At 68.1% G+C, this 24,741-nt stretch carries 22 protein-coding genes; 5 read left to right on the top strand and 17 right to left on the bottom strand.

What is annotated here, in order from left to right; translation table 11 throughout:
• From ACIQJ5_RS01840 to ACIQJ5_RS01820, 5 genes are all read right to left on the bottom strand, one after another.
• On the bottom strand, positions 1-1,329 hold the full coding sequence (locus ACIQJ5_RS01840) for an ABC transporter substrate-binding protein (protein WP_402840291.1): 1,329 nt from the start codon (positions 1,327-1,329) through the stop codon (positions 1-3).
• Between the two features lie 52 nt (positions 1,330-1,381).
• The gene (locus ACIQJ5_RS01835) at positions 1,382-2,563 is read right to left on the bottom strand and encodes an ROK family transcriptional regulator (protein WP_231090725.1); all 1,182 of its coding nucleotides are present in this window, start codon (positions 2,561-2,563) and stop codon (positions 1,382-1,384) included.
• 279 nt (positions 2,564-2,842) lie between these two features.
• Complete coding sequence (locus ACIQJ5_RS01830; RefSeq protein WP_231090726.1) at positions 2,843-3,799, bottom strand: site-specific DNA-methyltransferase; 957 nt, start codon at positions 3,797-3,799, stop codon at positions 2,843-2,845.
• Entirely contained in the window at positions 3,778-4,827 is a 1,050-nt protein-coding gene (locus tag ACIQJ5_RS01825; RefSeq protein ID WP_231090727.1) for a biotin/lipoate A/B protein ligase family protein, read from the bottom strand. Before ACIQJ5_RS01825 ends, ACIQJ5_RS01830 begins: the two co-directional genes overlap by 22 nt.
• 71 nt (positions 4,828-4,898) lie before the next feature.
• On the bottom strand, positions 4,899-5,744 hold the full coding sequence (locus tag ACIQJ5_RS01820; protein WP_231090728.1) for an alpha/beta fold hydrolase: 846 nt from the start codon (positions 5,742-5,744) through the stop codon (positions 4,899-4,901).
• A gap of 132 nt (positions 5,745-5,876) precedes the next feature.
• On the opposite strand from ACIQJ5_RS01820, the gene ACIQJ5_RS01815 reads away from it, so the two are divergent.
• Both ACIQJ5_RS01815 and ACIQJ5_RS01810 read left to right on the top strand, forming a co-directional pair.
• Complete coding sequence (locus ACIQJ5_RS01815; protein WP_231090729.1) at positions 5,877-6,320, top strand: MarR family winged helix-turn-helix transcriptional regulator; 444 nt, start codon at positions 5,877-5,879, stop codon at positions 6,318-6,320.
• Positions 6,317-7,678, top strand: a complete 1,362-nt coding sequence (locus tag ACIQJ5_RS01810; protein ID WP_402840284.1) for an MFS transporter — start codon at positions 6,317-6,319, stop codon at positions 7,676-7,678. The genes ACIQJ5_RS01815 and ACIQJ5_RS01810 overlap by 4 nt, the downstream gene beginning before the upstream one ends.
• 1 nt (position 7,679) lies before the next feature.
• On the opposite strand, the gene ACIQJ5_RS01805 is transcribed toward ACIQJ5_RS01810, so the two are convergent.
• The 3 genes from ACIQJ5_RS01805 to ACIQJ5_RS01795 form a co-directional block, all read right to left on the bottom strand.
• Positions 7,680-8,915 carry a D-arabinono-1,4-lactone oxidase gene (locus ACIQJ5_RS01805; protein ID WP_402840281.1) on the bottom strand — a complete coding sequence of 412 codons (1,236 nt, stop codon included), beginning with the start codon at positions 8,913-8,915 and terminating at the stop codon, positions 7,680-7,682.
• Between the two features lie 158 nt (positions 8,916-9,073).
• Complete coding sequence (locus ACIQJ5_RS01800) at positions 9,074-9,475, bottom strand: hypothetical protein (RefSeq protein WP_402840278.1); 402 nt, start codon at positions 9,473-9,475, stop codon at positions 9,074-9,076.
• 199 nt (positions 9,476-9,674) lie between these two features.
• Positions 9,675-10,679 (bottom strand): LacI family DNA-binding transcriptional regulator, encoded by a 1,005-nt coding sequence (locus ACIQJ5_RS01795; protein ID WP_402840275.1) that lies wholly within the window; start codon positions 10,677-10,679, stop codon positions 9,675-9,677.
• Between the two features lie 113 nt (positions 10,680-10,792).
• Between ACIQJ5_RS01795 and ACIQJ5_RS01790 the strand changes: the two genes are divergently transcribed.
• Entirely contained in the window at positions 10,793-11,149 is a 357-nt protein-coding gene (locus ACIQJ5_RS01790; protein WP_231090734.1) for an L-rhamnose mutarotase, read from the top strand.
• The gene (gene rhaI, locus ACIQJ5_RS01785; protein WP_231090735.1) at positions 11,149-12,315 is read left to right on the top strand and encodes an L-rhamnose isomerase; all 1,167 of its coding nucleotides are present in this window, start codon (positions 11,149-11,151) and stop codon (positions 12,313-12,315) included. The genes ACIQJ5_RS01790 and rhaI overlap by 1 nt, the downstream gene beginning before the upstream one ends.
• 457 nt (positions 12,316-12,772) lie before the next feature.
• Here rhaI and ACIQJ5_RS01780 read toward each other — a convergent pair whose 3' ends face one another.
• The 6 genes from ACIQJ5_RS01780 to ACIQJ5_RS01755 all read right to left on the bottom strand — a co-directional run bounded on the left by ACIQJ5_RS01780 (position 12,773) and on the right by ACIQJ5_RS01755 (position 20,020).
• On the bottom strand, positions 12,773-14,197 hold the full coding sequence (locus ACIQJ5_RS01780; protein ID WP_231090736.1) for an FGGY-family carbohydrate kinase: 1,425 nt from the start codon (positions 14,195-14,197) through the stop codon (positions 12,773-12,775).
• Between the two features lies 1 nt (position 14,198).
• Positions 14,199-15,242, bottom strand: coding sequence for an NAD(P)-dependent oxidoreductase (locus ACIQJ5_RS01775; protein WP_231090737.1), 1,044 nt, complete (start codon positions 15,240-15,242; stop codon positions 14,199-14,201).
• 123 nt (positions 15,243-15,365) lie between these two features.
• The gene (locus ACIQJ5_RS01770) at positions 15,366-16,379 is read right to left on the bottom strand and encodes a sugar ABC transporter substrate-binding protein (protein ID WP_402840270.1); all 1,014 of its coding nucleotides are present in this window, start codon (positions 16,377-16,379) and stop codon (positions 15,366-15,368) included.
• Positions 16,380-16,457: 78 nt separating this feature from the next.
• On the bottom strand, positions 16,458-17,459 hold the full coding sequence (locus tag ACIQJ5_RS01765) for an ABC transporter permease (RefSeq protein WP_231090739.1): 1,002 nt from the start codon (positions 17,457-17,459) through the stop codon (positions 16,458-16,460).
• Positions 17,456-18,955, bottom strand: a complete 1,500-nt coding sequence (locus tag ACIQJ5_RS01760) for a sugar ABC transporter ATP-binding protein (protein WP_231090740.1) — start codon at positions 18,953-18,955, stop codon at positions 17,456-17,458. The genes ACIQJ5_RS01765 and ACIQJ5_RS01760 overlap by 4 nt, the downstream gene beginning before the upstream one ends.
• Positions 18,956-19,270: 315 nt before the next feature.
• Positions 19,271-20,020 (bottom strand): DeoR/GlpR family DNA-binding transcription regulator, encoded by a 750-nt coding sequence (locus ACIQJ5_RS01755; RefSeq protein ID WP_402840265.1) that lies wholly within the window; start codon positions 20,018-20,020, stop codon positions 19,271-19,273.
• A gap of 126 nt (positions 20,021-20,146) precedes the next feature.
• On the opposite strand from ACIQJ5_RS01755, the gene ACIQJ5_RS01750 reads away from it, so the two are divergent.
• On the top strand, positions 20,147-21,583 hold the full coding sequence (locus ACIQJ5_RS01750; RefSeq protein WP_402840263.1) for a rhamnulokinase family protein: 1,437 nt from the start codon (positions 20,147-20,149) through the stop codon (positions 21,581-21,583).
• Between the two features lie 69 nt (positions 21,584-21,652).
• On the opposite strand, the gene ACIQJ5_RS01745 is transcribed toward ACIQJ5_RS01750, so the two are convergent.
• From ACIQJ5_RS01745 to ddaH, 3 genes are all read right to left on the bottom strand, one after another.
• Complete coding sequence (locus tag ACIQJ5_RS01745; protein WP_231090743.1) at positions 21,653-22,444, bottom strand: GDSL-type esterase/lipase family protein; 792 nt, start codon at positions 22,442-22,444, stop codon at positions 21,653-21,655.
• A gap of 161 nt (positions 22,445-22,605) precedes the next feature.
• Entirely contained in the window at positions 22,606-23,817 is a 1,212-nt protein-coding gene (gene rocD, locus ACIQJ5_RS01740; protein ID WP_402840258.1) for an ornithine--oxo-acid transaminase, read from the bottom strand.
• On the bottom strand, positions 23,814-24,695 hold the full coding sequence (gene ddaH, locus ACIQJ5_RS01735; RefSeq protein ID WP_231090745.1) for a dimethylargininase: 882 nt from the start codon (positions 24,693-24,695) through the stop codon (positions 23,814-23,816). Before ddaH ends, rocD begins: the two co-directional genes overlap by 4 nt.
• Positions 24,696-24,741 lie beyond the last annotated feature (46 nt).

Here is a 24,741-nt window from a genome sequence, read left to right as displayed (position 1 = left end):
TCACTGCCCCAGGGCGTTGGCGTCGTTGATCTGCTGGTCGACGTCCTTCAGCCCGGCCGCAAGGTCCGTCTTCGATCCGCCCACGAACGCCGTCTCGAAGTCCTGCGCGATCTTGGTGTACGCATTGCCGTTCTTCGTCGCCGGGTTGGTCTGCACCTTGCCGCTGTCGAACATGTCCAGGAACGTCTGGAACTGCTCCGGAAGCTCCAGGTCGGGGGACTTCAGCGCATCGGTGGATGTGGGGACGTTGCCGAGCGCGTTGGCGAGCGTGACGAGCGCGTCTGTGTCGGTGGTGAGGTACTTGATGACCTCCCACGCCGCTCCGGCGTTCTGCGCGCCCTTCGGCATGCCGATCACCGTTCCGGTGGTGTACCCGGTGCCGTACAGTTCGGGGTGGTCGTCGGCCACCGGCATCGGCGCGGTCGCGTAGTCGAGATCCGGCGCGCCGTCCTTGATGAACGCGGTGCGGTACTCGCCGTCGAAGGCCATCGCGATGCGGCCGGTCTGGAAGTCCTGTTCCGCCGAGTACTGCTGTCCGGCCTCCGCCGTGAAGCGCGTGATGTTGTCGAGCCCGTAGAAGTCGGTGATCTCCTTCTGCCACTCGAACATCTCGGTCCAGGCGGGATCGGCAGCGAGGTTGGACTGTCCGTCCTTCGTCTGCCATGTCGCGCCCCACTGCGGCGCGAGCATCTCGATCGCGTTGGCGTAGTACCCCGGCGTCGGCACGTATCCCGCCACCTTGATGGACCCGTCAGCGTTGAACTGCGTGAGCTTCTTGATGTCCTCGGTGAACTCGGTCATCGTCTTCGGCGGCGCGGTGATGCCCGCGTCGGCGAACATCTTCTTGTTGTAGTAGAGGCCGTAGACGTCCGCCAGCAGCGGCATCGTGCAGCGAACGCCGTCGTACTGGGTGTAGTCCAGCGTCGCCTGCGGGATCTTGGTGAGATCCACCTTGTCCCGGTCGATGTAGTCGGTGAGGTCCTGGAACGTTCCCGACGAGCAGAACTGGCCGACGGCGTTGCTGGAGAACGAGATCGCCACATCCGGCGACTTCCCGCCGCGGATCGCCTGTGTGATCTTGTCGTCGGTCTGGCTGCCGACGTTCTTGATGGTGATGTTGGGGTGCTGCTCGTGGAAAGTCGCGAGGATGCCGTCGAGGGCGGCGAGCTCACGGTCGGAGAAGGCGCTCCACACGGTGACGGTGACCTTCTCGTCGTCACCCGGTGCCGCGGCCGGCGCACCACCGGTGCCGCCGCCGGTGCCGGAGCAACCGGTGAGGGCGAGAGCGCTGGTGGCCAGGAGGCCGGCCAGGGCGATGGACTTCTTCATTGATGTCTCCGATCGTGCTGTGGTGGGGAGGTGCCGGCGGTGCAGCGGGGGATCAGTTGTCGAGGGAGCCGCGCGCGAACACGCGATGCTGCAGGCGGGCGACGGCCAGCTGCCCGGCGCCGGTGAGGATCGCGTCGTCGCGGTGTGCCTGCCGCGCCCACGAGAGGTGCCCGGTGCGGTCGCGGGTGAGCAGTCGGTCCACCTCATCGCGGACGCGGGTCAGCAGGAGGTCACCGCCGGCGTCGATGTAGCTTCCGCCGAGGATCACCAGCTGCGGATCGATCACCGTGATCAGCACCACGGCGCCGCGGGCGATGCGCGCCGCGGTCTCCTGGATCACGGCACGCGCGGAGTCCTTCTCGCGGTACTCGGCCGCACACGCGGCGATCAGGTCGCGCGCGCTTCGTTCCTGGCGCCCGTACCGTGCGCCCACCCCGAGGATCGTGACGGGATCGAGCGCGCCGCCGAGGTCCGATGCCCCGCCGTGGTCGACGGGACCGGCGAGGTCGGGCGTCGGAAGGTAGTCGATCTCACCGGCACCGCCGGAGTTTCCCCGGTGCAGGTGTCCCTGGAGGACCACCGCGGAACCGAGACCCACGGTGTCGACCCACAGGAACACGGCGGAGGTGATGCCCTGTTCGACGCGTTCGTCGTTCTCCGCGAGAGCCAGGAGATTGACGTCGTTCTCGATGTCCACGGGGAAGCCGAGACGGGTGGACAGCAGCTCGACGACGTTCACGCCCGTCCACTCCAGGAACCGCGGGGTGTAGAGCAGGTGCCCGGTGGCCGGGTCGATCGCGCCGGGAACGCCGACGACCGCCTCCGAGATGTCGCTGTGCGCGATGCCGCTCTGAGTGCACGCGTCCTCGAGCGCGGCGATGACGGTGTCCAACGTGTCGGAGCTGTGGTGCTCGCGGCGGGCGCGGACGCGCTCACGGCCTGCGGCGTCGTAGAGCGCGACGTCGACGAGGTCGTGCCGCAGATCGATGGCGGCGGTCGCGCCGGCGTCGCCGCGGATGCCCCACAGCTGGGCGCGCGGACCCGGACCACTCGCGCGGAGCCCGCTCGGCTCGATGAGACCGGCACGCTCCAGCCGGGCGAGGAGGTCGGTGACCGCGGGCTTGGAGAGGCCGATCAGGTCCTGGAGTTCGGAGCGCGCGATCGGTCCGTTGTCGGCGATGAGCCGCAGCGCCGCCTGGTCGTTGCGCAAGCGCATCTGCGCGGGTGCCGACATCGTGGTCTCCTCCTCGAGAATCGACTGGAAACTTACCAGTCGATTCGGAAGACTACGACGGCCCTCGCGGCTCCGTCAACCCCCGAATCTCGTTCAAAGCGCGCGAATGGCTCCAAAACCGTCGGAATTGGAGCCATTCGCGCGCTTTGAACCGTCCCTCCACCGACTCACGCCGGCCGGGGCACGGGGGCACCGGGCATCGAGGCACCAAGATGGTTCATCGTGCGCACTTGGCTCCAAAACCCGCGGGATTGGATCCAAGTGCGCGCTATGAAACCGTCAGTCGGTGAGTTGCTCGTACTCGGAGTGGTCGGCGTCGTCGGGGGCGACGAAGCGGGCCCGAGGCAGGCGGCTGCGCATCACGACGGCGGCGGTCCGATTGTCATCCACGAGCACCGCGTGCCGGCCCAGCTCGTCCGCGACCACGCCCGTGGTTCCGGACCCCGCGAACATGTCCAGCACCATGTCACCGGGACGCGAGGACGCCTGCACGATACGACGCAGGATTCCCTCCGGCTTCTGGGTGGGGTAGCCGGTCTTCTCCTTGCCCGACGTCGGCACGATGGTGTGCCACCACACGTCGGTGGGTAGCTTTCCCCGCGCGGCCTTCTCGGCGGTGACCAGGCCCGGAGCCATGTAGGGCTCACGGTCCACCTCGTCGGAGTTGAACACGTACTTGTCCGGGTTCTTCACGTACACGAGGATCGTCTCGTGCTTGGTGGGCCAGCGCTTGCGGGTCTTGCCGCCGTAGTCGTAGGCCCAGATGATCTCGTTCAGGAAGTTGTCGCGGCCGAAGATGGCATCCAGCATCACCTTGGCGTAGTGCGCCTCGCGGTAGTCGAGATGCAGGTACAGCGTGCCGTCGTCGGCGAGAAGCCGCCAGGCCTCCCACAGCCGCGGCTCCAGGAACTCCCAGTAATCGTCGAATCGGTCATCGAAGCTGTGCAGAGCCCCGCGAATCCGCTCGTAGGCGCGGCCGTGGAAGCCGCGGCGGATGACCGCCTCGGTGATCTCGTCGCTCTCGGTGGCCCGTTCGGCGGGGTCGAGCCCGAGGCTCTCGTCGGTCACCTCCTGCGGAATCGACCGCGTGGTCTCGATCGCCTTCTCCCGCGTGCGACCGGTGTTGAACGGCGGATCGAGGTAGACCAGGGTGAAGGAGGCGTCGGGATAGGGGCGCAGGACGTCGAGGTTGTCGCCCTCGAAGATGGTGACCGTCACGGGACGCGGTGCAGCCACGCGTCGGTGGCGAACTTGGTCTCGACCAGACGCTCGGCGTCGGCGTACTCGTCGGCGGAGATCGTGCCGTCCACGGCGCCCGTGAGCTGGCGGAACGTGCCGATGAAAGCCTGGATCACGTCGTCGCGCGACAGGCCGGTCTGCGAGCGCAGCGGATCGACCCGCTTCGCCGCGGACGTCGTGCCCTTGTCGGACAGCTTCTCGCGGCCGATGCGCAGCACCTCGGTCATCATCTGCCCGTCGATGTCGTAGCTCATGGTGGCGTGGTGCAGCACGCCACCGTTGGCGAGGCGCTTCTGCGCGGCACCGCCGATCTTGCCGGTGGGGCTGGCGATGTCGTTCAGGGGCTGATACGTGGCGTCGATACCGAGCGAGCGCAGCGCCTGCAGCACCCAGTCGTCTAGGTAGGCGTACGAGTCGGCGAAGGTCATCCCAGCGACCATCTCGGCGGGAACGTAGAGCGAGTAGGTGATGATCTGCCCGGCGGCCATCATCATCGCCCCGCCGCCGGAGATGCGACGCACCACCTGGAAGCCGTGGCGTGCGGCTCCCTCCGGATCGACCTCGTTGCGATACGACTGGAACGAGCCGATCACCACGGCCGACTGATCCCACTCCCAGATGCGCAGGGTGGGCTTTCGCCGCCCCTCCCCCACGCGCGTGGTGAGGACCTCATCCAGGGCCAGGTTCATGTGGGGCGACACGGCGGGGTCCCGGACGATCTCCCACTCGAAGTCCTTCCACCCGGGCGCTGTCACCAGCGCGCGACGGACGGCGGTGCCGACCGACTCCGGTGTGAGGCCGAGCAGTTGCGCGCCCTCCGGAAGCGCCGCTCGCACGGCAGCGGCGATCGTGGCGACATCGGCGGTCTCAGGCAGCCCCTCCACGCTCGCGTTGATGTCGTCCAGAGCCGAATCAGGCTCGAGGAAGAAGTCACCCGCCAGGTGGAAATCGCTGATCCGTCCGCCGTCGACCGCGAAGTCGACGACGACGAGCTTTCCCCCGGGAACCTTGTACTCGCCGTGCATCCTCCCAGCCTAGTTCGCACGGGCCGAGGGAGCATCCGCGCGGCCGACGACGCGGCCGCGCGGCAGTGCGTTCATCTCCGCGGGAAGTGGGCGTCCAGCCAGCCCAGCACATCCGCGCGGACCTTCTCCTGATCGGTCTCGTTGAAGATCTCGTGCCGGTCACCCGGATACACGTACACCGTGACGTCGGTCAGCTTCGAACGGGTGCGGTAGTCGTCGGCCAGCTTGTGCACGCTGCGCGGGCCGCCGACCGGGTCCTCGGATCCGACGATGAGGAGCATCGGCAGATCCTTGGCCATCGCGCCCGCCCGGCCGCGGATGCGCAGGGTGTCGATGACGCCGAACAGCTTCGGCAGGGGCGTCTCGGTGGTCAGCGGATCGTTGCGGAACCCGTCCTGCACCTCGCGCACCGAGCACAGCCACTCCAGCCCGTGGGCACCCGGGCCGTCCCACCGCTTGTTCAGCGGCTGCGCGTTCAGCCCGGAGAATGTGCGCTGCGCGCTGCCGGACAGGATCACGGCGTCGTAGCGCTCGGCGTGCTGCGCGATCAGTTCCTGCGACATCAGCGATCCCCAGGAGTGGCCGAGCAGCACGAGAGGCAGCGCCGGATTCTCGGCGCGGATCAGCTCGGTGAACTGCGCGAGCGCCGCGATCGTGGCACGCAGCCCTCCGGGCCCAAGGCGTCCGAGCTTGCTCGCGTCCCCTCCCCACTGCTTCATGCCCGTGCGGCCGTGCCCGCGATGATCGTCGGCGTAGACGATCCAGCCCTCGCCCTGCAGCGCGGCGATGAGAAGCGCGTACCGGCCGGCGTGCTCGCCGACTCCGTGGGCCAGCTGTACCACCCCCCGCGCTTCGCCGATCGCGTCATAGCGGTCGTAGACGATCGTGATGCCATGCGCGTCGATGTATTCGGGCATGCCGCGAGTCTATGTCGGGGAGCTTTCCTCCCGCGAGAAACCCCTACGAGTCCGCCGCACCCCGAGACGCCGGGTTCTCGGACGCGATCGCCATTTACTTAGCAAGAGTAATTAGCTATGCTAAGTAAATACATGAGTGGCACGAGTGACAATCCCCTGACCAATCCGACCGACGGCGCATCGCTGCGCATGGCGACGTTCCGCCTGGCGCGGCGCCTGCGAACCCATCGGGCAATCGATTCCATGTCCGACGCGCAGTTCGCGGTCCTGGGGGTGCTGCACAAGCACGGGCCGTCCACGCTCGGCCAGCTCGCCACGCACGAACGAGTGTCGGCTCCCTCCATGAACCGCACCGTCAACAGCCTCGAAGAAGCCGGGTACGTGGTGCGCTCCGCCGACACGGCCGATGGCCGGAAGGTGATCATCACCATCACCGACCCGGGAACCGCCGTGGTGGAGGCCACGATCGCCAAGCGCGACACCTGGCTGAACCAGGCGCTGGACGAGCTGGACGACGAGGAGCACGCCATCCTCGTGAGAGCAGCCGAGATCATGCGGAAGGTGGCTGACCGATGAGCGGCGGCGGTGCGACCTTCCGTTCGCTGCGGGTCTTCAACTACCGCGTCTGGTTCATCGGCGCGCTGATCTCCAACGTGGGCGCATGGATGCAGTCGACGGCGCTGCAGTGGGTGGTGCTCACCCAGCTCACCGACAACGACGCGGGCGCGATGGGCATCACGATGGGCCTGCAGTTCGCCCCGCCACTGCTGCTCGTCAGCATCACGGGGCTCGTCGCCGACCGCTTCGACCGTCGCAAGCTGCTCATGATCACGCAGTCCGTGATGCTGCTGCTCGGCGCCGTGATGGGGGTGCTGCTGCTGTCGGACGTGATGACGCTGCCGATGATGTACGGCTTCGCGTTCTCGCTCGGCCTCGTGCAGGCCTTCGACAACCCCGCGCGCCAGGCCTTCGTATCCGACATGGTGTCGCGGGAGAACGCCTCGAACGCGGTGGCCCTCAACGCCGCGTCGTTCAACATGGCCCGCATGCTCGGACCCGCCGCGGCCGGCATCGTCGTGGTGGCCATCGGCACCGGCTGGGTGTTCTTCGCGAACTCCATCACGTTCATCGCGATGCTCATCGCACTGGCGATCATGCGCCCGTCGGAGCTGGTCCCCCGCGTGCGGCAGAAGGGCCCCGAGCGCCTCGCCGACGGCTTCCGCTACGTCACCCGCCGCCCCGATCTCATCGTCACCTTCATCATGGTGTTCCTGCTGAGCGCGTTCGGCATGAACCTGCCGATCTTCACCTCGACGATGGCGGTGGAGTTCGGTCGCGACGCCGACGGCTTCGGAATGCTGAGCTCGGTGGTGGCGATCGGCTCGCTCGCCGGAGCGCTCCTCGCCGCCCGACGCGACCGCCCGCGTCTCAGCGTCGCGATCGGCGGACTGGCGATGTTCGCGGTCGCCTCCACGATCTCCGCCTTCATGCAGAGCTACTGGCTCTACGCGATCATGCTGGTGTTCGTCGGATTCTCGACGGTGACGGTCATGACCACGGCGAACGGGCACGTGCAGACCACCACCGATCCGTCACTGCGCGGACGCGTGATGGCGCTCTACCTCGCGGTGCTCATGGGCGGCACACCGATCGGCGCCCCGATCGTGGGCTGGGTGGCTCATGCCTACGGCCCCCGCTGGGCGATCATCCTCGGCGCGGTCGCCGGTCTCATCGCGTTCGCGGTGGGTGCGATCTGGGTGCTGCGCTCCGGCCGCATCCACCGATCGACGAGCCGCCGCTTCGCTCTGACGCTGGATCGCACCGCGGCGATCCCGCTGATCCCCGAAGTCGAGCCGGAGGAGTTCAGCGACGAGGTCGCCTCCACCACCCCGATTCGCATCGCGCCGGAGGACAAGGACCGCCCGGGGCGTTGACTCAGCGCGCTTCGCGCAGCCCCACACGAACCAGGTGGTTATTGACGAAGCGTCCGTCGGGGTCGATGCGCTCGTAGACCGCACGGGCTTCCGCGAGTCGCGGCACGACGGCTTCGAGTCGCTCGCGATCGAACAGGTGCAGCTTGCCCCAATGCGGGCGGGCGTCGAAGGGGGCGAGCGCGGCTTCGATGCCCACCAGCGCCTCCCGCACCTGATCCGGGTGGTTCAGCCACGTGAAGTGGATGATGAAAGATTCGCGCTGGTACGCGCCGCTCAGCCACAGGTCATCCGCGGCTGCGGTGCGCAATTCGGTGACGTTGAGATGTTCGCGGAATCCATCGGCGATCGCCCGGATCGCGGCCAGGGCGGCAGCGGCGTGGGTACGGTCGATGAAGTACTCGCTCTGGATCTCATCGCCATAGGAGGGCTCGCGGTCGGCGCGGAAATGCGGCAGCCGCTGGTACCAGACACCCGGCACGCCCAGCGGCGTGACGTTGTCGCCCGTGCCGAGCGGCGACAGCTCGTGGTCGGCCAGCACGCCGTCCAGCAGGGTGCCGACCGGCTGTTCCGCATCGTCGGCGACGCGCTTCTTGATCCAGACGATGCTGTTGTCGTCCCAGCGGGTGAACACCGACACGCTGTCGCCCGCTGTCGTCACGGCGTCGACGTCGTCGAGGATGGCGCCCCAGCTCACCCCGGCGTAGATGTCCTGGCGCACCCGGTAGGTCGGCTGCGTCTCCAGTTCCAGCTCCGTGACGACGCCGAACGCCCCGACTCCCACTGCGAGCGCCGCGAAGTCGGCGTCCTCTCGGCGCACCGTGTGGAACGTACCCGCGGCATCGGCGAAGGTGAGGGCGCGCACCGCCGTGGTCAGCACGCCGTTGCGGTCTCCGGAACCGTGCGTTCCCGTCGCCGTCGCTCCGCCCACGTTGATGTGTGGCAGCGAACCGGTGTTGTGCAGGGCACGACCCGCGTCCTCCAGCTGTGCCGCGAGCACGGCGTACCGGGTCCCGGCGCCGACGCGCACCGTATCGCCCTCGATGACGACGGGCGGAACCCAGGTCGACATCTCGATGAGCGTGCCGTCGGTGTCGGGAAGATCGGTGAAGGAGTGGCGTGTGCCCAGCGCGTGGACACGTCCGGGCGTCGCGAGCGCCGCCACCAGGTCGTCCCGGCTTCGCACGGACACGATCCGCGCGGCTTCGTAGGTGTGGCTGCCTGCCCAGTTCTGCGGCATCTCGGTCCTTCGGCTCATCATCATCGAATGGATCCGACCATACCGGCTCGGTGGTAAACCGGTTAGCTTTGTGACCCCGACACGACACAGAGCAGGTCACGCCCGGTCAACAGACGGGGATCGGACACCGATGCGGCAGCGCAGATCAGCCGCAGGAATCAGTCGTCCTCGTCCTCGCCGTCCTCGTCGTCCTCGTCTTCGTCGTCCTCGTCTTCACCGTCGAGGCGCGCCTCCAACGCAGCGATCTCCGCGCGCACGGCTGCGACGACCTCCAGATCATCGTCGTAGAGATCGCGGAAGTCCGACTCCGGCTCGACCATCTGGGTGAGGAGGTCGATCCCTCGCTGCAGATGGTCATCGAGCCGGTCCAGGTCTCCCGGCCAGACGTAGGACCGCCCGAGCACGGCGAGCAGGTACGAGGCGGCACGGATCTGGTCGTAGTCATCGTCCGTGGCGAAAGCGGCATCGATCCGGGCATCGACATCGATGCCCTCGAAGAAGCTGCTGAACCAGTCCGCGGCTCCATCGCTGTCCCACGGCTTGCTTCCCCACGCACCCATCAGGTCTCCTCACAACGAACACGACATCGTGCCAACGTGTCGATGCGATCGACGCTACCAGGGCGACGAGGCCACGGGGCGGCCCCGTCGGCACCCCTCAGGCTGGCATGACGCTGGCTGCAGACCGGCGATGCGTCGGACGCCCTCCGTCATCCCGGCAGCGTCAGCCCACCCGGCAGCGTCAGCCCACTCGGCAGCGTCAGCCGCGCGTGGACGCCCGCACGACCAGTTCGGGACGGAACCGGACCCGACGCGGTGGCTCACCCGGCGACGCAACCGCTTCCAGCAGCAGGTCCACGGCCACCGCACCCATCTCGTGCGCGGGCTGGCGCACCGAGGACAGCGGCACCACGGTCGACTGGGCGAAGTCGATGTCGTCGTAGCCGATGAGGGCGAGGTCGGCAGGGATCCGGATATCACCGAGGAGCGCGGCACCCTGCATCACGCCGACGGCGAGCAGATCGTTCGCGCAGAACACGGCATCCGGGCGCTCGCTCGCCGGGCGCCGGGCGATTGCCTCCCCTGCTGCGCGACCGGCGAGCACGGTCATAGCATCCTGCCCGATCACCTCGAGCGAGGCGTCGGGGTGCTCCTCGAGCGCGCGGCGCGCTCCCGCCAGACGATCCGAGACCTGGCGGATCGAGAGCGGCCCGCCCACGAACGCCAGGCGCCGGCGGCCGAGGGACAGCAGGTGCGACGCGGCGAGATGCCCGCCCTCGAGATCGTCCACCGACACGGAAGGCACGGGAGTGCCGGGGAGTTCGGCGTCGACGAGCACCAGCGGGATGCTCGCCTCGGCGAGGCGGCTCACGGCTGCCGCATCGTCCGCTGTGGGCGTGAGCAGCACGCCGTTCACGCGCTGTTCCCGAAACAGGTCGATGTAGGCGGCCTCCCGGAGCGCACTCTGATCGCTGTTGCCGAGGAGCACCGCCATTCCCTCCGCGGCGGCGCGCTCCTCGGCGCCACGGGCGACCTGTGCGAAGAACGGGTTCGCGCTGTCGAGCACGACGAGTCCGATGGAACGGCTGCGGCCTGCGCGCAGCTGACGCGCCGCGTCGTTCCGCACAAAACCGAGCTCCTCGATGGCAGCCTGAACCCGCTCGACGGTGGCTGCGGAGACCTTGTGCGGACGATTGAGCACATTCGAGACGGTGCCCACCGACACGGACGCCGCCTGGGCGACATCCTTCACACTGACCGTCACGCGATCGATCCTCCTCGCGGGCGCTTGACGGCCCCGGACACTCAGACTATCGTCATGAAACGATTCAGATTTGTCCAGCACCCGTGATTCCGCGACTCTCACAAAGGAGTGTCATGTCCCGCTACGCATTCACCCTGCAGGTGCGGCCCGAAATGCTCGACGAGTACATCGCCCGTCACAGCCCGGTGTGGCCCGAGATGCTGGCCGAGATCGCCGCCTCGGGACGCCGGAACTACTCGATCTTCCTCGACCGCGAGCGCAGTGCGCTGTTCGGCAGCTACGAGTGCGACGACGACGAGGCGGCGCGCGCGTATCTGGCGGCCTCCGAGGTCGCAAGCCGATGGGAGGCGGAGATGGCGCCGTTCTTCATCGACCTTGCCGGGCGGGCGGATCAGGCAGCAACCTCCCTCACCGAGATCTTCAATCTGGAGGCTCAGCTCCAGGCCGTTCCCACCGAAAGCGAGAACTGATGTCGTCCCTCACCCCCGAAACCCTCTCCACGCTGGAGCAGCAGTCGATCGAGCTGCCGTCCTGGGCGTTCGGAAACTCCGGCACCCGCTTCAAGGTGTTCGGCACGGCCGGCACCCCGCGTGACCCGTTCGAGAAGATCGCCGACGCCGCCGAGGTCAACCGTCTCACCGCTCTCGCCCCCTCCGTGGCGCTGCACATCCCGTGGGACGTCGTCGACGACTTCTCCGCGCTGCGCCGGCACGCGGAGGATCTGGGCGTGAGGCTGGGCACGATCAACTCCAACACCTTCCAGGACGACGACTACAAGTTCGGCGCCCTCACGCACGAGGACCCCCGCATCCGGCAGAAGGCCATCGACCACCACTTCGAGTGCATCGACGTGATGGATGCCACCGGCTCCCGCGACCTCAAGATCTGGCTGGCCGAAGGCTCCAACTACCCGGGGCAGGCCGATCTGCGGGGTCGTCAGGACCGGCTTCACGAGTCGCTGCAGAGGATCTACGATCGCCTCACCGGCGAGCAGCGCCTGGTCCTGGAGTACAAGTTCTTCGAGCCCGCGTTCTACCACACCGACGTTCCGGACTGGGGGACCTCCTACGCGCAGGTGGCAGCTCTCGGCGATCGCGCCATGGTGTGCCTCGACACCGGCCACCACGCACCGGGCACCAACATCGAGTTCATCGTGATGCAGCTGGTGCGTCTCGGAAAGCTCGGCTCGTTCGACTTCAACTCGCGCTTCTACGCCGACGACGACCTCATCGTGGGTGCCGCCGACCCGTTCCAGCTGTTCCGCATCCTGTTCGAGGTGATCCGCGGCGGTGCGCTGAACAACCCCGACGTCGCGTTCATGCTCGACCAGTGCCACAACGTGGAGAACAAGATCGCCGGTCAGATCCGCTCGGTGCTGAACGTGCAGGAGATGACCGCCCGCGCGCTCTCCGTCGACACGGATGCGCTGCGCTCGGCCCAGGTCGCCGGTGACGTGCTGGCGGCCAACGCCGTGTTCATGGACGCTTTCTACACCGATGTCCGACCCGCCCTCGCCGACTGGCGCGAGGCACGCGGTCTCCCCCGCGACCCGATGTCCGCCTTCGCCGCCTCGGGGTACCAGGAGAAGATCGAGGCGGAGCGCGTCGGCGGCCAGCAGGCCGGCTGGGGCGCGTAAGCCCGCACGCAGGGCGGGGGGGCCAGCGTTGGCCTCCGCCCTGCGTCGTTCCCGCCCCCGACGTCGACCCCTCCCGACGTCATCCCCTGCCTCTGCCGTCGACCCCGACCCCGTCCGACGGCCGGGCGACTGGTCTCACAAGATGTCGACCGCGGCGTCCGCCGCGACCCCAACTGAGGCCACCGCCACCCCCGGTCTCAGAAGATGCTGTCGGCGATGCCCACCCCGACACCTTCTGCGACCACCGCCCAGATCTCAGAAGATGTCGAAGCACGGAGCCGGCGGTCACGCGCCAGGGGGATCAGATTCGGAAGACGGGCAGCCTCAGTCCGGGTTCGTCCAGCGCGTCGTTCAACGTCCGTCGTCACCGCGCGTCGTTCAACGTCCGTCACTCAATGCGACGCTCAACGCCCGTCGCGCAACGCCCTCGCCACCGCGGGTCGCTCAGCGCACGTCGTCAGCGCCCGTCGTTCAACGACGCCGCGGCGGCGAAGCGCTCCGCGGCGGCACGGTACAGCTCGTGCCGGTGGCCATCGGGATGGAACTCCGCCTCCACACCACCGGCCAGAGCTCGCAGATCCTCCACCTCGCCGAACTCCCCGATGGCACGGGCGGCGAGATACGCCGCACCCTGCGCTGCGCCGTGGCCGGCCGCCGGCCGGATCACCGGGATTCCCAGCACGTCCGCCTTGATCTGCAGCCAGGCGTCGGAGGAGGCTCCCCCGCCCGTGGACAGCAGATGATCGACCGCGAAGCCGGCGTCGCGCATCGCATCCAGGTCACGCGCGAGGGCGAAGGAGTTGCCCTCCATGACCGCCAGCATCAGGTCGGTGACATCCGTGGCGAGGTCGATCCCGCTGATCACACCGCGCGCGGAGGCGTTCCACGTGGGGGTGCGTTCCCCCGCCAGGCTCGGAACCATCGTCACGCGCCCCGGACGGGGCCTGCTGAGGATCCTGTCGGCATCGCGATAGTCGCGCGAGGGATCCAGCCCGTTCACCCAGTCGATGGCGGCACCGGCGGAGACCTGCGCCGTGATGAGGAGGTCGGTGCCGGGGAGACAGTGGCGCGAGTGGATGAAGCCGGGCACGGCGGTTCCCCGCGGAACAGCCAGCATCGTCACGCTGCTGAAGCCCGTCATCTCCACCAGCGGATCGCCGGGGGCCAGGGCACCCGCCTCCAGCGCCGACCCGATGGCGTCGATGCCTCCGGCCACGACGGGGATTCCCGGCGAGATGCCGAGCTGCGCGGCAGGACCCGCGAGCAGTTCCCCCACCACGTGATCGGCAGGCATGATCGGGGCGAGCAGCTGGAGGCCCGGAACGGCCGCGCGCAGCGCCGGCGGGAAGTCCCCGAGCGCCTCGTCGAAGCCCTGCATGAGGGATGCCGTGGTGTCGTCGAGGACGGCGACACCCGTGAGGCGGCGGACGATCGCGCCGTTCGTCGACACGATCGCTGCTGCGCGCTCCAGCACCTCGGGACGGTGCTCTGCCCACCAGAGGAGCTTCGCCGTTCCGAAGAAGGCGTCCGCACCGTTGCGCGAGTGCGGCGCGATCGCGGCGATGCGCTGCGCTTCGGCCGTGGCGCGGCGATCCAGCCACGTCAGCGCGGGGCCGGTGGGGTTCCCGTCCGCATCGATGGCCACCAGCGTGGGCGCCTGGGACGTGACCGCGATCGCGCGAATGTCCAGTCCTGCCGTCACCCTGCGGGCGGATGCCACCACCGCTTCCCACCACTGGCGGGCGTCCTGCTCGGCCGCGGCCTCGTCGACATGCGTCGGATAGGGCGTCGAGGCATCGGCGATGCGACGACCGTCGCGGCCGACGGCCACAACCTTCGCCGAGCTCGTGCCGACATCCAGCCCCAGGAAGGCGATCGTCACGTCAGCGCTCGCCGTCGACAAGCGGGTGGAGGGCGGGCTCGCCCGCGAGAAAGCGGCGCACCTCTTCGGCGACGCCGTGAGCGGCGCGCTCGGCGGTCTGGCGGCTGGCACCGGCGATGTGCGGGGTCACAACCACATCCTTGCCCTCAGCAGCCTGTGCGAACAACCGGTGGGAGAAGTCGACGGGCTCATCGGGGTAGACGTCGAAGGCCGCACCTCCGAGGTGGCCGGCGTCGATGGCGCGGGCGACCGCGTCGTAGTCCACCAGACCACCGCGCGCGGCGTTGACCAGCAGCGCGCCAGGCTTCATCCGCGCAATGGCCTCGGTGCCGACGATGTGCCGGGTTTCGGGGGTGAGCCGGGCGTGCACCGAGACCAGGTCGGCCCGCTCGAAGAGCTCGTCGGCGGTTTCGACGCGTTCGATGACGCCGTCCAGCACACCGGCGGGAAGATAGGGGTCGAACACCAGCACATGCGCACCCATCGCGGCCAGGACGCGAGCGACATGGCCGCCCACCGCGCCCGCGCCGAGCAGACCGATCACGGCGCCGGACACCTCACCGCCGACCGCGTCCGAGCGATACAGATCACCACGCCATTCATGACGCAGCATGCTGGCCTGGGCGAGCGGGATGCGGCGCAGCAGCGCGAGGCTGAGGCCGATGGTCATCTCCGCCGTCGCGATCCCGTTGCGACCCGGGACGTTCGCGACCCGGATGCCGTGGCGGCGCGCGGCGTCGAGGTTGACGTTGGTGGGACCGCCGCGTGACACCGCGATCAGACGGAGGTCGGGGCTGGCAGCCATCACGCGCTCGGTCATCGGGGCGAGCTGCGTGACGATGGCGGCGGCACCGTCCAGAGCTGTGATGAGCTGTTCCTCGTCGCCGGAGGCCTCATCGACCTCGGCCACCCGTCCGAACGGCTCGTCCGGCCACGCGAACTCGAGTTCACGAATCTCGACGGGCTCGGGCACCGCCGCCGCGACGGCGTCGCGGAACAGGGAGGCGCGGATGAAGCGGTCGCCGGCGGCCAACACGCGAGTCATGGGAATGTCCTTTCAACCGGGTCCGATGACTCGTCCCGATGCAGCTGTCGATGCTCGGCATCGCGGCGCACGCGCGCGGTGCCGTAGCCGGTCCCACGGCGGTGCCGCGGGACCGGCGCTTCGTCACTTCTTGCCGAAGACCTCGGCGTAGTACTCCTCGGCGTTCGACTTGTCGACCACCGTGATCGGCATGTACTGGTCCTTCTCGACGGTCTTGCCGGCCAGGAGGTCGGCCGTGATGTCGATCAGCGCGTCGCCGTGGGCCTTGCCACCACCGAGGCTGATAGTCGACTTCTCGGGGTCGCCGTTGATGATGTTCTGGATCTCGTTCTCGGTCGCGTCGATTCCGAACAGACCGAACTTGCTGAAGTCCGTGACGCCCGCGGACTTGACGCCCTCGTTGCCGCCGACGGCTCCGCCTCCGCCGATGGTGGCGATGACCTTCATGTTGGGGTTCGCCTGCAGGAAGTTCTCGGCGTTGGCCACACCGTCTTCGGCGGTGAGAGCGGGGGCGGTGGCGACGAGCTTCGCGTTTGGCGCCAGCTCGGCGATGGCCTCCTTGATGCCGTTGGCGCGATCGATGATCTCGGGGAAGCGCGGCAGGTCCATCAGGCCCCACTCCACCGTCTCGGACTTGTCGAAGTTCGCGTTGATCCACTTCGCCGCAGCCTCGCCGTTGGCGTAGCCGGTGTTGTAGGCGTCGACGAGGTACTGGGCGTCGTAGTTGGTGAGCACCTGCGTGTACCCGACCACCTTGATGCCGGCGTCCTGCGCCTTCTTCGTGACATCGGCGAGCGCGTTGGACTCGACCGCGCAGATGATGACGGCGTCGACACCCTGCTGGATGAAGTTCTCGATCTGGCTGACCTGCTTGGCTGCGTCGTTGGCGGCGTCGACGTAGGTCACCGTCATGTCCTTGGTGGCACCGTAGGTCTGCGCCTCCTGGACGAGCTCGGCCCACACCGGGTTGCTGAGGTCGGAGAAGGTGACACCGACGGTGTACGCGCCGTCCTTGGCCGCGTCGCTGCCGCCAGAGCTGGAAGTGCCGGAGCCGCTGGTCTCACCGGGCATCGAGCACCCGGAGAGCGTCAGCGCGAGGGCGACCGCAGAAGCTGCGAGGATCGCGATTTTCTTCACGAGGGGTCCTTTCGTTGTGACGACGGTGACGCGTCATCGCGTCGTCGATGTGATTGCGGGAGGAAGGGAAGGAGGAGATCAGGCCGCGGCTTTCGCGCCCTGACGGAAGATGGAGACGCCACCGATCTGCTTGCGGCGGCCCTTGCTGTTCTTCGAGGTGGCGTCGTAGATCACCGCGGTGAGCAGGATGACGCCCTTGATGACGAGCTGGACGTACTCGCTGACGTTCAGCAGCACGAGCCCGTTGTCGAGCACACCCACGATGAGCACACCGATGAAGGCACCGAACAGGCTGCCGCGTCCGCCCATCACGCTGATGCCGCCGAGCACGCAGGCGGTCAGCACGCTGAACTCGAAGCCGGCTCCGGTGGCGGACTGTGCCGAGTTGAGTCGCGAGAGCAGCAGGATGGCCCCGATGGCGGTGAACAGACCGCACAGCGCGTAGACCGTGATGAGGGTGGCACGGGTGGGCACGCCGGAGAGGCGAGCCGCCTCGACGTTGTTGCCGATGGCGTAGAAGTACCGGCCGAGCGGCGTCTTGTTCAGGACGAACAGGCCGATGGCCCACACCACGATGAGCACGAGCAGCGAGACCGGGATGCCGGCCACAGCGCCCTGGCCGAGGAAGGAGAACTCCCGCGGGAAGCCGAACACCGGAAGGCCCTTGGACACCAGGTAGCTGATGCCGTTGAGGATCATCATCATCGACAGCGTGACGATCAGCGGAGCCACCCCGGTGAAGGTGACGATGAGGCCGTTGATGGTCCCGATCAGCACGCCCAGCACGAGGGACAGGATCACGGCGAGGTACCACGGCACCCCGAGCTGGCTCATGAGCATGCCTGTGACCACCACGTTGACGGAGATCTGATAGCCCACCGACAGATCGATGCCTCCGGTGATGAGCACGAACGAGAAGCCCACGGCGACGATGCCGAGCGTGGCGATCTGGCGCGTGATGTTGAAGATGTTCGACGGATCGAGGAAGTTCGGGCTCAGAATGCTGAACGCGATGATGAGGACCACGAGGACGAGCAGGATGCCCAGGTCCTTCATCCGGCCCATGAGCATGGACTTCATACGATCTCTCCTTCAGCAGCCAGGGCCATGACCGACTCCTGGGTGATCTCTTCTTTGGCGAGGACTCCCTGCTGGATGCCCTCGCGCAGCACGATGATGCGATCGGACATGCCGATCAGTTCCTCCATGTCGGAGGAGATCATGAGGATGGTGCGGCCCTCGTCGGCCAGCGCGTTCATGATCCGGTAGATCTCGGCGCGGGCGCCGACGTCGATGCCGCGGGTGGGCTCATCGAAGATCAGCACCTCGGGAGCCGTGGACAGCCACTTCGCGAGCACGACCTTCTGCTGATTTCCACCGCTGAGGTTTCCGACGATCTCCGCAGGGCTCGGCGCCTTGATGCGCAGATCCGCCATGTACTTGTCGGCCAGGGCGCGCTCGGCCTTGCGGTCGACGACCCCCGCCTTCGCGAACTCGGCGACGTGCGGCAGCGTGATGTTGTCCTGGATCGAGAACTCCAGCACGAGGCCGTGGCGCTTGCGGTCCTCCGGAGCGAGGGCGATGCGATGTCCGATGGCGGCACGCGGCGAGCGCGCCACCACGGAGCGCCCGTGCAGCGTGACCTCGCCGGATTCCAGCGGCTTGGCGCCGAAGAGCAGTTCGGCAAGTTCCGTACGGCCTGCGCCGATGAGCCCGCCGAACCCGAGGATCTCCCCCGCCCGCGCCTCGAACCCGATGTCCTGAACGCCGTTGCCCGTGAGTCCGCTCACCCGCAGCGACACCTCGCCGGGCTCCGATTCGCGCTGCGGGTATCCGTCGGACAGTTCGCGGCCGACCATGAGGTTGATGAGCTCGCGCCGCGTCGTCTCCGTGATGCCGCGGGTGGTGACGTACTGGCCGTCGCGGAGCACCGAGACACGATCCGCGAGACGGAAGATCTCGTCCATGCGGTGCGAGATGTAGACGATCGTCATCCCCTCCGCCTTGAGCGCGTCCACCACGCCGTACATCGCCTCCACCTCGGCGGCGGTGAGGGGTGCGGAGGGCTCGTCCATGATGAGCAGGCGCGCGTTGCGGGACAGGGCCTTCGCGATCTCGACGATCTGCTGATATCCGGTGGTGAGCTCCCCCACCTGCACACGCGGGTCGATGCGGACGCCGAGACGGGCGAACTGCTCGGCCGCGATGCGGTCCATGCTCTTGCGGTCCAGCACGGCGCCGCGCTTGAGGAAATGTCCGAGGAACACGTTCTCGGCCGCGGTGAGGCTGGGCACGAGTGTGAACTCCTGATAGATCACCGCGATTCCGAGGCTCTGCGCGAGAGCCGGAGTGAGCTTGGTGAACTCCTGTCCGTCCACGGTGATGGAGCCGGACGTGGCAGGGACGGCGCCGGCGAGCACCTTGATCAGCGTGGACTTGCCCGCACCGTTCTCGCCGACGATGGCATGCACCTCACCAGCGCGCAGTTCCAGGGAGACGCCGCCGAGGGCGACCACCCCGGGGTACTCCTTCGTGATGCCACTGAGGCGGACATCGATTCCGCCCGGCGCGCTCATGCGCCGTGCCGTTCGTCGTCCGTGCCGCGGCCGCCGGGCAGTGCGGTCACCGTCATGCTCCACTCCTTTGTGTCAAGGTGAGACTCAGCATGTTATATCGTGTCAGCTTTTGTCAACTCCTGTGAGGTAACTTTTCCGCCGCACCCTTCCCTGCGAGAAACGCCAGTGCGTCCACAACCCCGATTGCAGCGGCTCCGGACGCACACCGGATCTCTCGCAGGGGAGACGACCGCGACCAGAGGCGACAGGCGACGACAGGGGCACGACGCCGGCGAACGACAACGACGGTCGATAGACCGCGGGCGAGCGGGTGGCTCAGAGAACGGCGGTGACGAGCTTCGCGTACGGGGCGATCGTGGGGTCCGTCGGGGCCAGCTCCGTGGCGAGCACCGAGATGTTCTCCAGCTGCACTGCGGCGGCGGTGGCGTGATCATCCAGCTTCGCCGCGTGGGCACCGATCAGCACCCGGGCCGAGGAGCGGACGAAAGCACGCTTGATCTCGGCTTCTTCCAGAGTGTCCTCATAACAGCCGTTCGCATCGATCGCGGCGGCGGAGGCGAAGAAGCGAGCGAAGCGCATGCTCTCGAGAAAGGCGGTGGCCACCGGCCCGACGAGCGAGTCCGAACGCCGGTCCTTCGCACCCCCGGTGAGGATCGCGGTGACCCCGGGCTTGTCCTGGAGGGCCTGGAACGTGCTGAGTCCATTGGTGACGACGGTGAGGTCGTCCATGGCGCCGATGGCCTGCGCCAGGCGGTGCATCGTGGTGGACGAATCCATCGCGATCACCCCCGACCGCGGCACGCGTGGCAGCAGCTTCTCGGCGATGACCGCCTTCTCCGTGGCGAACGAGCGCTCGCGCCCACTGAAGCTGACCGGCCCGGTGTACACCGCTCCGCCCCGCACGCGACGTGCGATTCCCTCCGCCTCCATGGCGGAGAAGTCGCGGCGGACGGTCATCTCACTGACGCCGAGCGCATCCGCCGCCTCGCTCAGGGAAACCGCCTTGGATTCCTTCAGCTGCGACAGCAACCAGCCCCAGCGTTCTTCGGCGGCAAGTGATCCCACGAGAGGGAGTCTAGCCATAGGTCACCCCGAATCTCACAGAATCTCACATTCGGACGCGGACCCGTCGGGACCGCCCCGCGTAATGTATCGTTTCAATACCCCAGTCATCCGTCGCTCCGAGGGAACATGAACGCAGTCGAGACCTCCCGTGCCGTCGCCGTCGCCGCCGTCGATCTGGGCGCCACCAGCGGTCGTGTGATCGTGGGCCGCATCGGCGCGGACACGCTCGAGATGACAGCCGTCGCCCGCTTCCCGAACGGCCCGGTCCCCCTGGCCTCCGGCCTGCACTGGGACTTCACGGCCCTGCTCGCTCACGTCCTGGCGGGTCTGCGCGCGGCACTGGGCGAGGCCCCGGAGATCGCCTCGATTGGCATCGACTCCTGGGCGGTGGACTACGCGCTGCTGCGCGGCGAGCGCATGCTCGGCGAGCCGTTCCACTACCGCGACCCCCGCACAGCGGACGGCGTCGATCGCGTCCATGAGCGCATGCCCCACGACGAGCTCTTCCTCCGCAACGGCTTGCAGTTCCTCCCGTTCACCACGCTGTATCAGCTCGCCACGGAGGATCCGGCCGTTCTGGCGATCGTGGACCACCTGCTCCTCATCCCGGATCTGCTCGCTTTCCAGCTCACCGGCCAGCGCGTGAGCGAGCGCACGAACGCGTCGACCACGGGTCTGCTCAACGCGACGACGGGCGACTGGGACGAAGAGGTGCTCGCCGCTCTCGGCCTGGACCGTTCGCTGCTGGCACCGCTCATCTCCCCCGATGAGACCATCGGCGCGCTACGCGAGGATGTGGCGTCGACCATCGGTGCGACAGCACGAGTGCACGTCACCGCTGTCGGCTCGCACGACACCGCCTCCGCCGTGGTCGCCGTCCCGATGGATCCGTCCACGGCTGCATACATCTCCTGCGGCACGTGGGGTCTGGTCGGCGTCGAGGTCGATTCCCCCGTGCTCACGGCTGAGGTGCGCGACGCGCGGTTCACGAACGAGGGCGGTGTGGACGGACGCATTCGTCTGCTGCACAACGTGATGGGCCTCTGGCTGCTCAGCGAGACCGTACGCGCATGGGAGCGGGACGGTGCTGACATCGAGCTGCCCGCGCTCCTCGCCGAGGCCGCCGCCGTGACGGAGGACGTACCGGTGTTCGACGTGGACGATCCGCGGTTCCTGGCCCCGGGGGACATGCCGGCCCGCATCACAGCCTGGTTCGAGGAACGGGGCATCGCGGCACCGGACGACCGCGCGGCCCTCGCGCGGAGCATCATCGAATCCCTCGCGCAGGCCTTCGCCGACACAGCTCGCACCGCGGCCCGGCTCGGCGGCGTGGACCTGCAGACCATCCACCTGGTCGGGGGCGGGACGCTGAACGAGCTGCTCTGCCAGCGCACGGCCGATCGTTCCGGCCTGCCCGTGCTGGCGGGGCCCGTGGAGGCGACCGCGCTGGGGAACATCCTCATTCAGGGACGTGCGCTCGGCGCCATCTCCGGCGACCTGCAGGCACTGCGCGACTTCGTGGCCCGCACGCACCCGCCGCGCCGCTACGACCCGGCGTCCTGACCCGTTTCATTGCGCGCGATTGGCGCCTATCCGGCGGGATTTCGAACCATTCGCGCGCGATGAAACCGGTTAGACGCAGGGGATGTCGTCCCACCCGTCGGCAAGCAGCCGCTCACGGATCACCTTCGAGAAGATCTTGTAGCCGTCATCGTTCAGGTGGATCCCGTCCGGACGGAACAGCGCGGCGTTCGGGGCACTCCCGCCCCCGAGCAACGGAGTCTCCGTATCGATGTACCGCAGCGTCCCGTCCGCCGAAGCGAGGGAAGCGATCGACGCGCTCACGGCGTTGAAGTCCTTCGCGTTGCGAGCACGAGCGGGCACGTCGTTGATCGAGACGAAGTAGATGACCACACCCGGCAGGCGCTGGCTCGCCTCGGCGACGAACGCCTGCACATCCGCGACCACATCCGCCGGCTTGCCGCCGATGGCGACATCGTTCGCGCCCGAGTACAGCACGATGACCTGCGGCTTCACGGTGGGGATGATCCGGCGGATGTACTGCAGCTGGTCCTTCATCGTGGTGGCCCCGATGCCGATGTTCTCCGTGCGCAGCGGTTTCAGGTCCGTATCGGAGCTCTTCCACTCGTCCACCGTGGAGCTGCCGGTGAGCAGGATCAGCGGCTTCTCCTGCGGAGTGCACAGAGCCGTGACCGGCTTCGGAGACGGGGTGCCGATGGCACGCGGGCGGGGCGGCTCGGCACGCGTGACGGCCACATCGGGAAGTCGCGACCACCAGCCGACGCCTGCGCCGATTCCCAGCAGCAACGCGGCCGTGAGCACCGAGCCGAGGAGTATGCGCAGCACGCGCCAGATCTGCCGCGGAGGACGCGCGTGAGCGGCATGAGCCAGTCGTGCGCCCATCAACCCCTCCTCACCGTTCCACCCTAAATGTCGGCAGGCACCCGGAACGTCTCACGGCACGGGCGCCGCAGCACAATCAAGGGAAAACTCAGGGTCGTCCCACCCGGAAAAGAAGGATCCGCGGCCCCGGAGCACCGGAGCCGCGGATCACGACCGCTGTCTCAGTCGCCGAGCACGAGGTGCAGCTGCTCCACCGCCCAGTCGAGCTCGGTGGCCCGCACGACGATCGGCGGTGCGATGCGCACCGTCTGACCGTGGGTGTCCTTCACCAGGACGCCGCGTTCGAGCAGCTTCTCGGCGACCTCACGCCCGGTGCCGCGGGCCGGGTCGATGTCGACGCCGGCCCAGAGGCCCGCCACGCGGACGGCGGTGACACCGTGGCCGACCAGCGCATGCAGCTTCTCGGACAGGTGCTCCCCCAGCGTGCGAGCGCGTTCCTGGAACTCGCCCGTGGCCAGCATCGACACCACCTGCAGGCCCACGGCTGCCGCCAGCGGGTTGCCGCCGAAGGTCGAGCCGTGCTCACCGGGGCGGATGACCCCGAGCACATCGGCGTTCGCCGCGACCGCGGACACCGGCAGCACGCCACCGCCGAGCGCCTTGCCCAGCAGGTACATGTCGGGAACGACACCCTCGCGGTCGCACGCGAAGGTGGTGCCGACGCGCGCCAGACCGGACTGGATCTCATCGGCGATGAACAGCACGTTGCGCTCCGCGGTGATCGCGCGGATCTCCCGCAGGTAGCCGTCGGGCGGGATGATCACGCCGGCCTCACCCTGGATCGGCTCGACGAGCACCGCCACGGTGTCGTCATCGATCGCGGCACGGATCGCCTCGGAATCACCGAACGGCACACGGACGAAGCCCGGTGTGAAGGGGCCGAAGCCCTCGCGGGCGGTCGGGTCGTCGCTGAAGCTGACGATCGTGGTGGTGCGGCCGTGGAAGTTGCCGTCGGCCACGATGATCTTGGCGCGACCCTCGGCGACGCCCTTGACCCGGTAGCCCCATGCGCGTGCCACCTTGATGCCGGTCTCCACGGCCTCGGCCCCGGTGTTCATCGGCAACACCATGTCCTTGCCGCAGAGCGACGCCAGCGCCTCGGCGAACGGACCGAGCTGATCGTTGTGGAACGCCCGGCTGGTCAGGGTGAGGCGGTCCAGCTGACGGTGAGCCGCTGCGAGGATCGCCGGGTGCCCGTGCCCGAAGTTCAGCGCGGAGTACGCCGAGAGCAGGTCTAGGTAGCGCTTGCCCTCGACATCGGTCACCCACGCACCCTCGCCGTGCGACACGGAGACGGGAAGCGGGTGGTAGTTGTGAGCGAGGTGGTCCTCACCGGGGAAGACGACCTCGGCGGCGACAGCGGTGTCGGTCATGATCCGGCCCCGCGCAGCTCCAGGGTGCAGCACTTGATGCCGCCGCCGCCGAGCAGCAGCTCGGACAGGTCGACCAGGTGCGGCACGTACCCGCGCTCGCGCAGCTGCTTCTCGAAGCCGGTGGCGCGCGGGGAGATGATGACGTTGCGTCCGTCGCTGGCGGAGTTCAGCCCGAACACCGCGCCGTCCTCATCGGAGACCAGGATCGCGTTCGGGAAGCGCTCGGCAAGGATCGCCCGGCTGCGCTCGTCGAAGGCGTGCGGCAAGTAGGCGACGCCCACCTCGGCGCCGGGCTCGACGACCGGGTCGAGGATCGCGAGTGCGGTGTCCAGGTGGTAGAAGCGCGGGTCGACCAGCGTGAGCGAGACCACCTCGCGACCGAAGATCTCGCGCAGCTCGTCCTGGCTAGCATCGCTGGAGCGGAAGCCCACTCCGGCGAGGATCACGTCACCGGCGAGCAGGAAGTCACCCTCGCCCTCGTTGGTCTCGCGCGGCTCACGGGTGTCGTACCCCTGTGCGCGGAACCACTCGATGAACGCCGGCCCCTCACCCTGGCGCTCGACGTAGCGGAACTTCGGCCCGTAGGCGATGCCGTCGATCAGGAAGCCGCCGTTGGCCGTGTAGACCATGTCAGGGTAGCCGGGAAGAGGATCGATCAGCTCGACCTCATGACCGAGCTCCAGATACAGGTCGTACAGCTTCTGCCACTGGGCCACGGCCTTGGCCGTATCGGTGGGCTGCGCGGGGTCCATCCACGGGTTGATCGTGTAGTCCACGGTGAAGTGCTCGGGCCGGCACATCAGGTAGCGACGGTGCTGAGCCACCCGCTCGGGGGCGAGTTCGACCGTGGCGGACGGGGCGGTTTCCTGCGTCGACATATGTCTCCTCATGAGAGTGCGGCGGACGCTGTCCAGGGGCTCGGCG

Source organism: Microbacterium sp. GXS0129 (assembly GCF_044769785.1).
Taxonomy (GTDB): domain Bacteria; phylum Actinomycetota; class Actinomycetes; order Actinomycetales; family Microbacteriaceae; genus Microbacterium; species Microbacterium nymphoidis.
The sequence above is the reverse complement of the archived record's forward strand: the minus strand, read 5'-3'. Positions and strand labels throughout refer to the sequence as shown.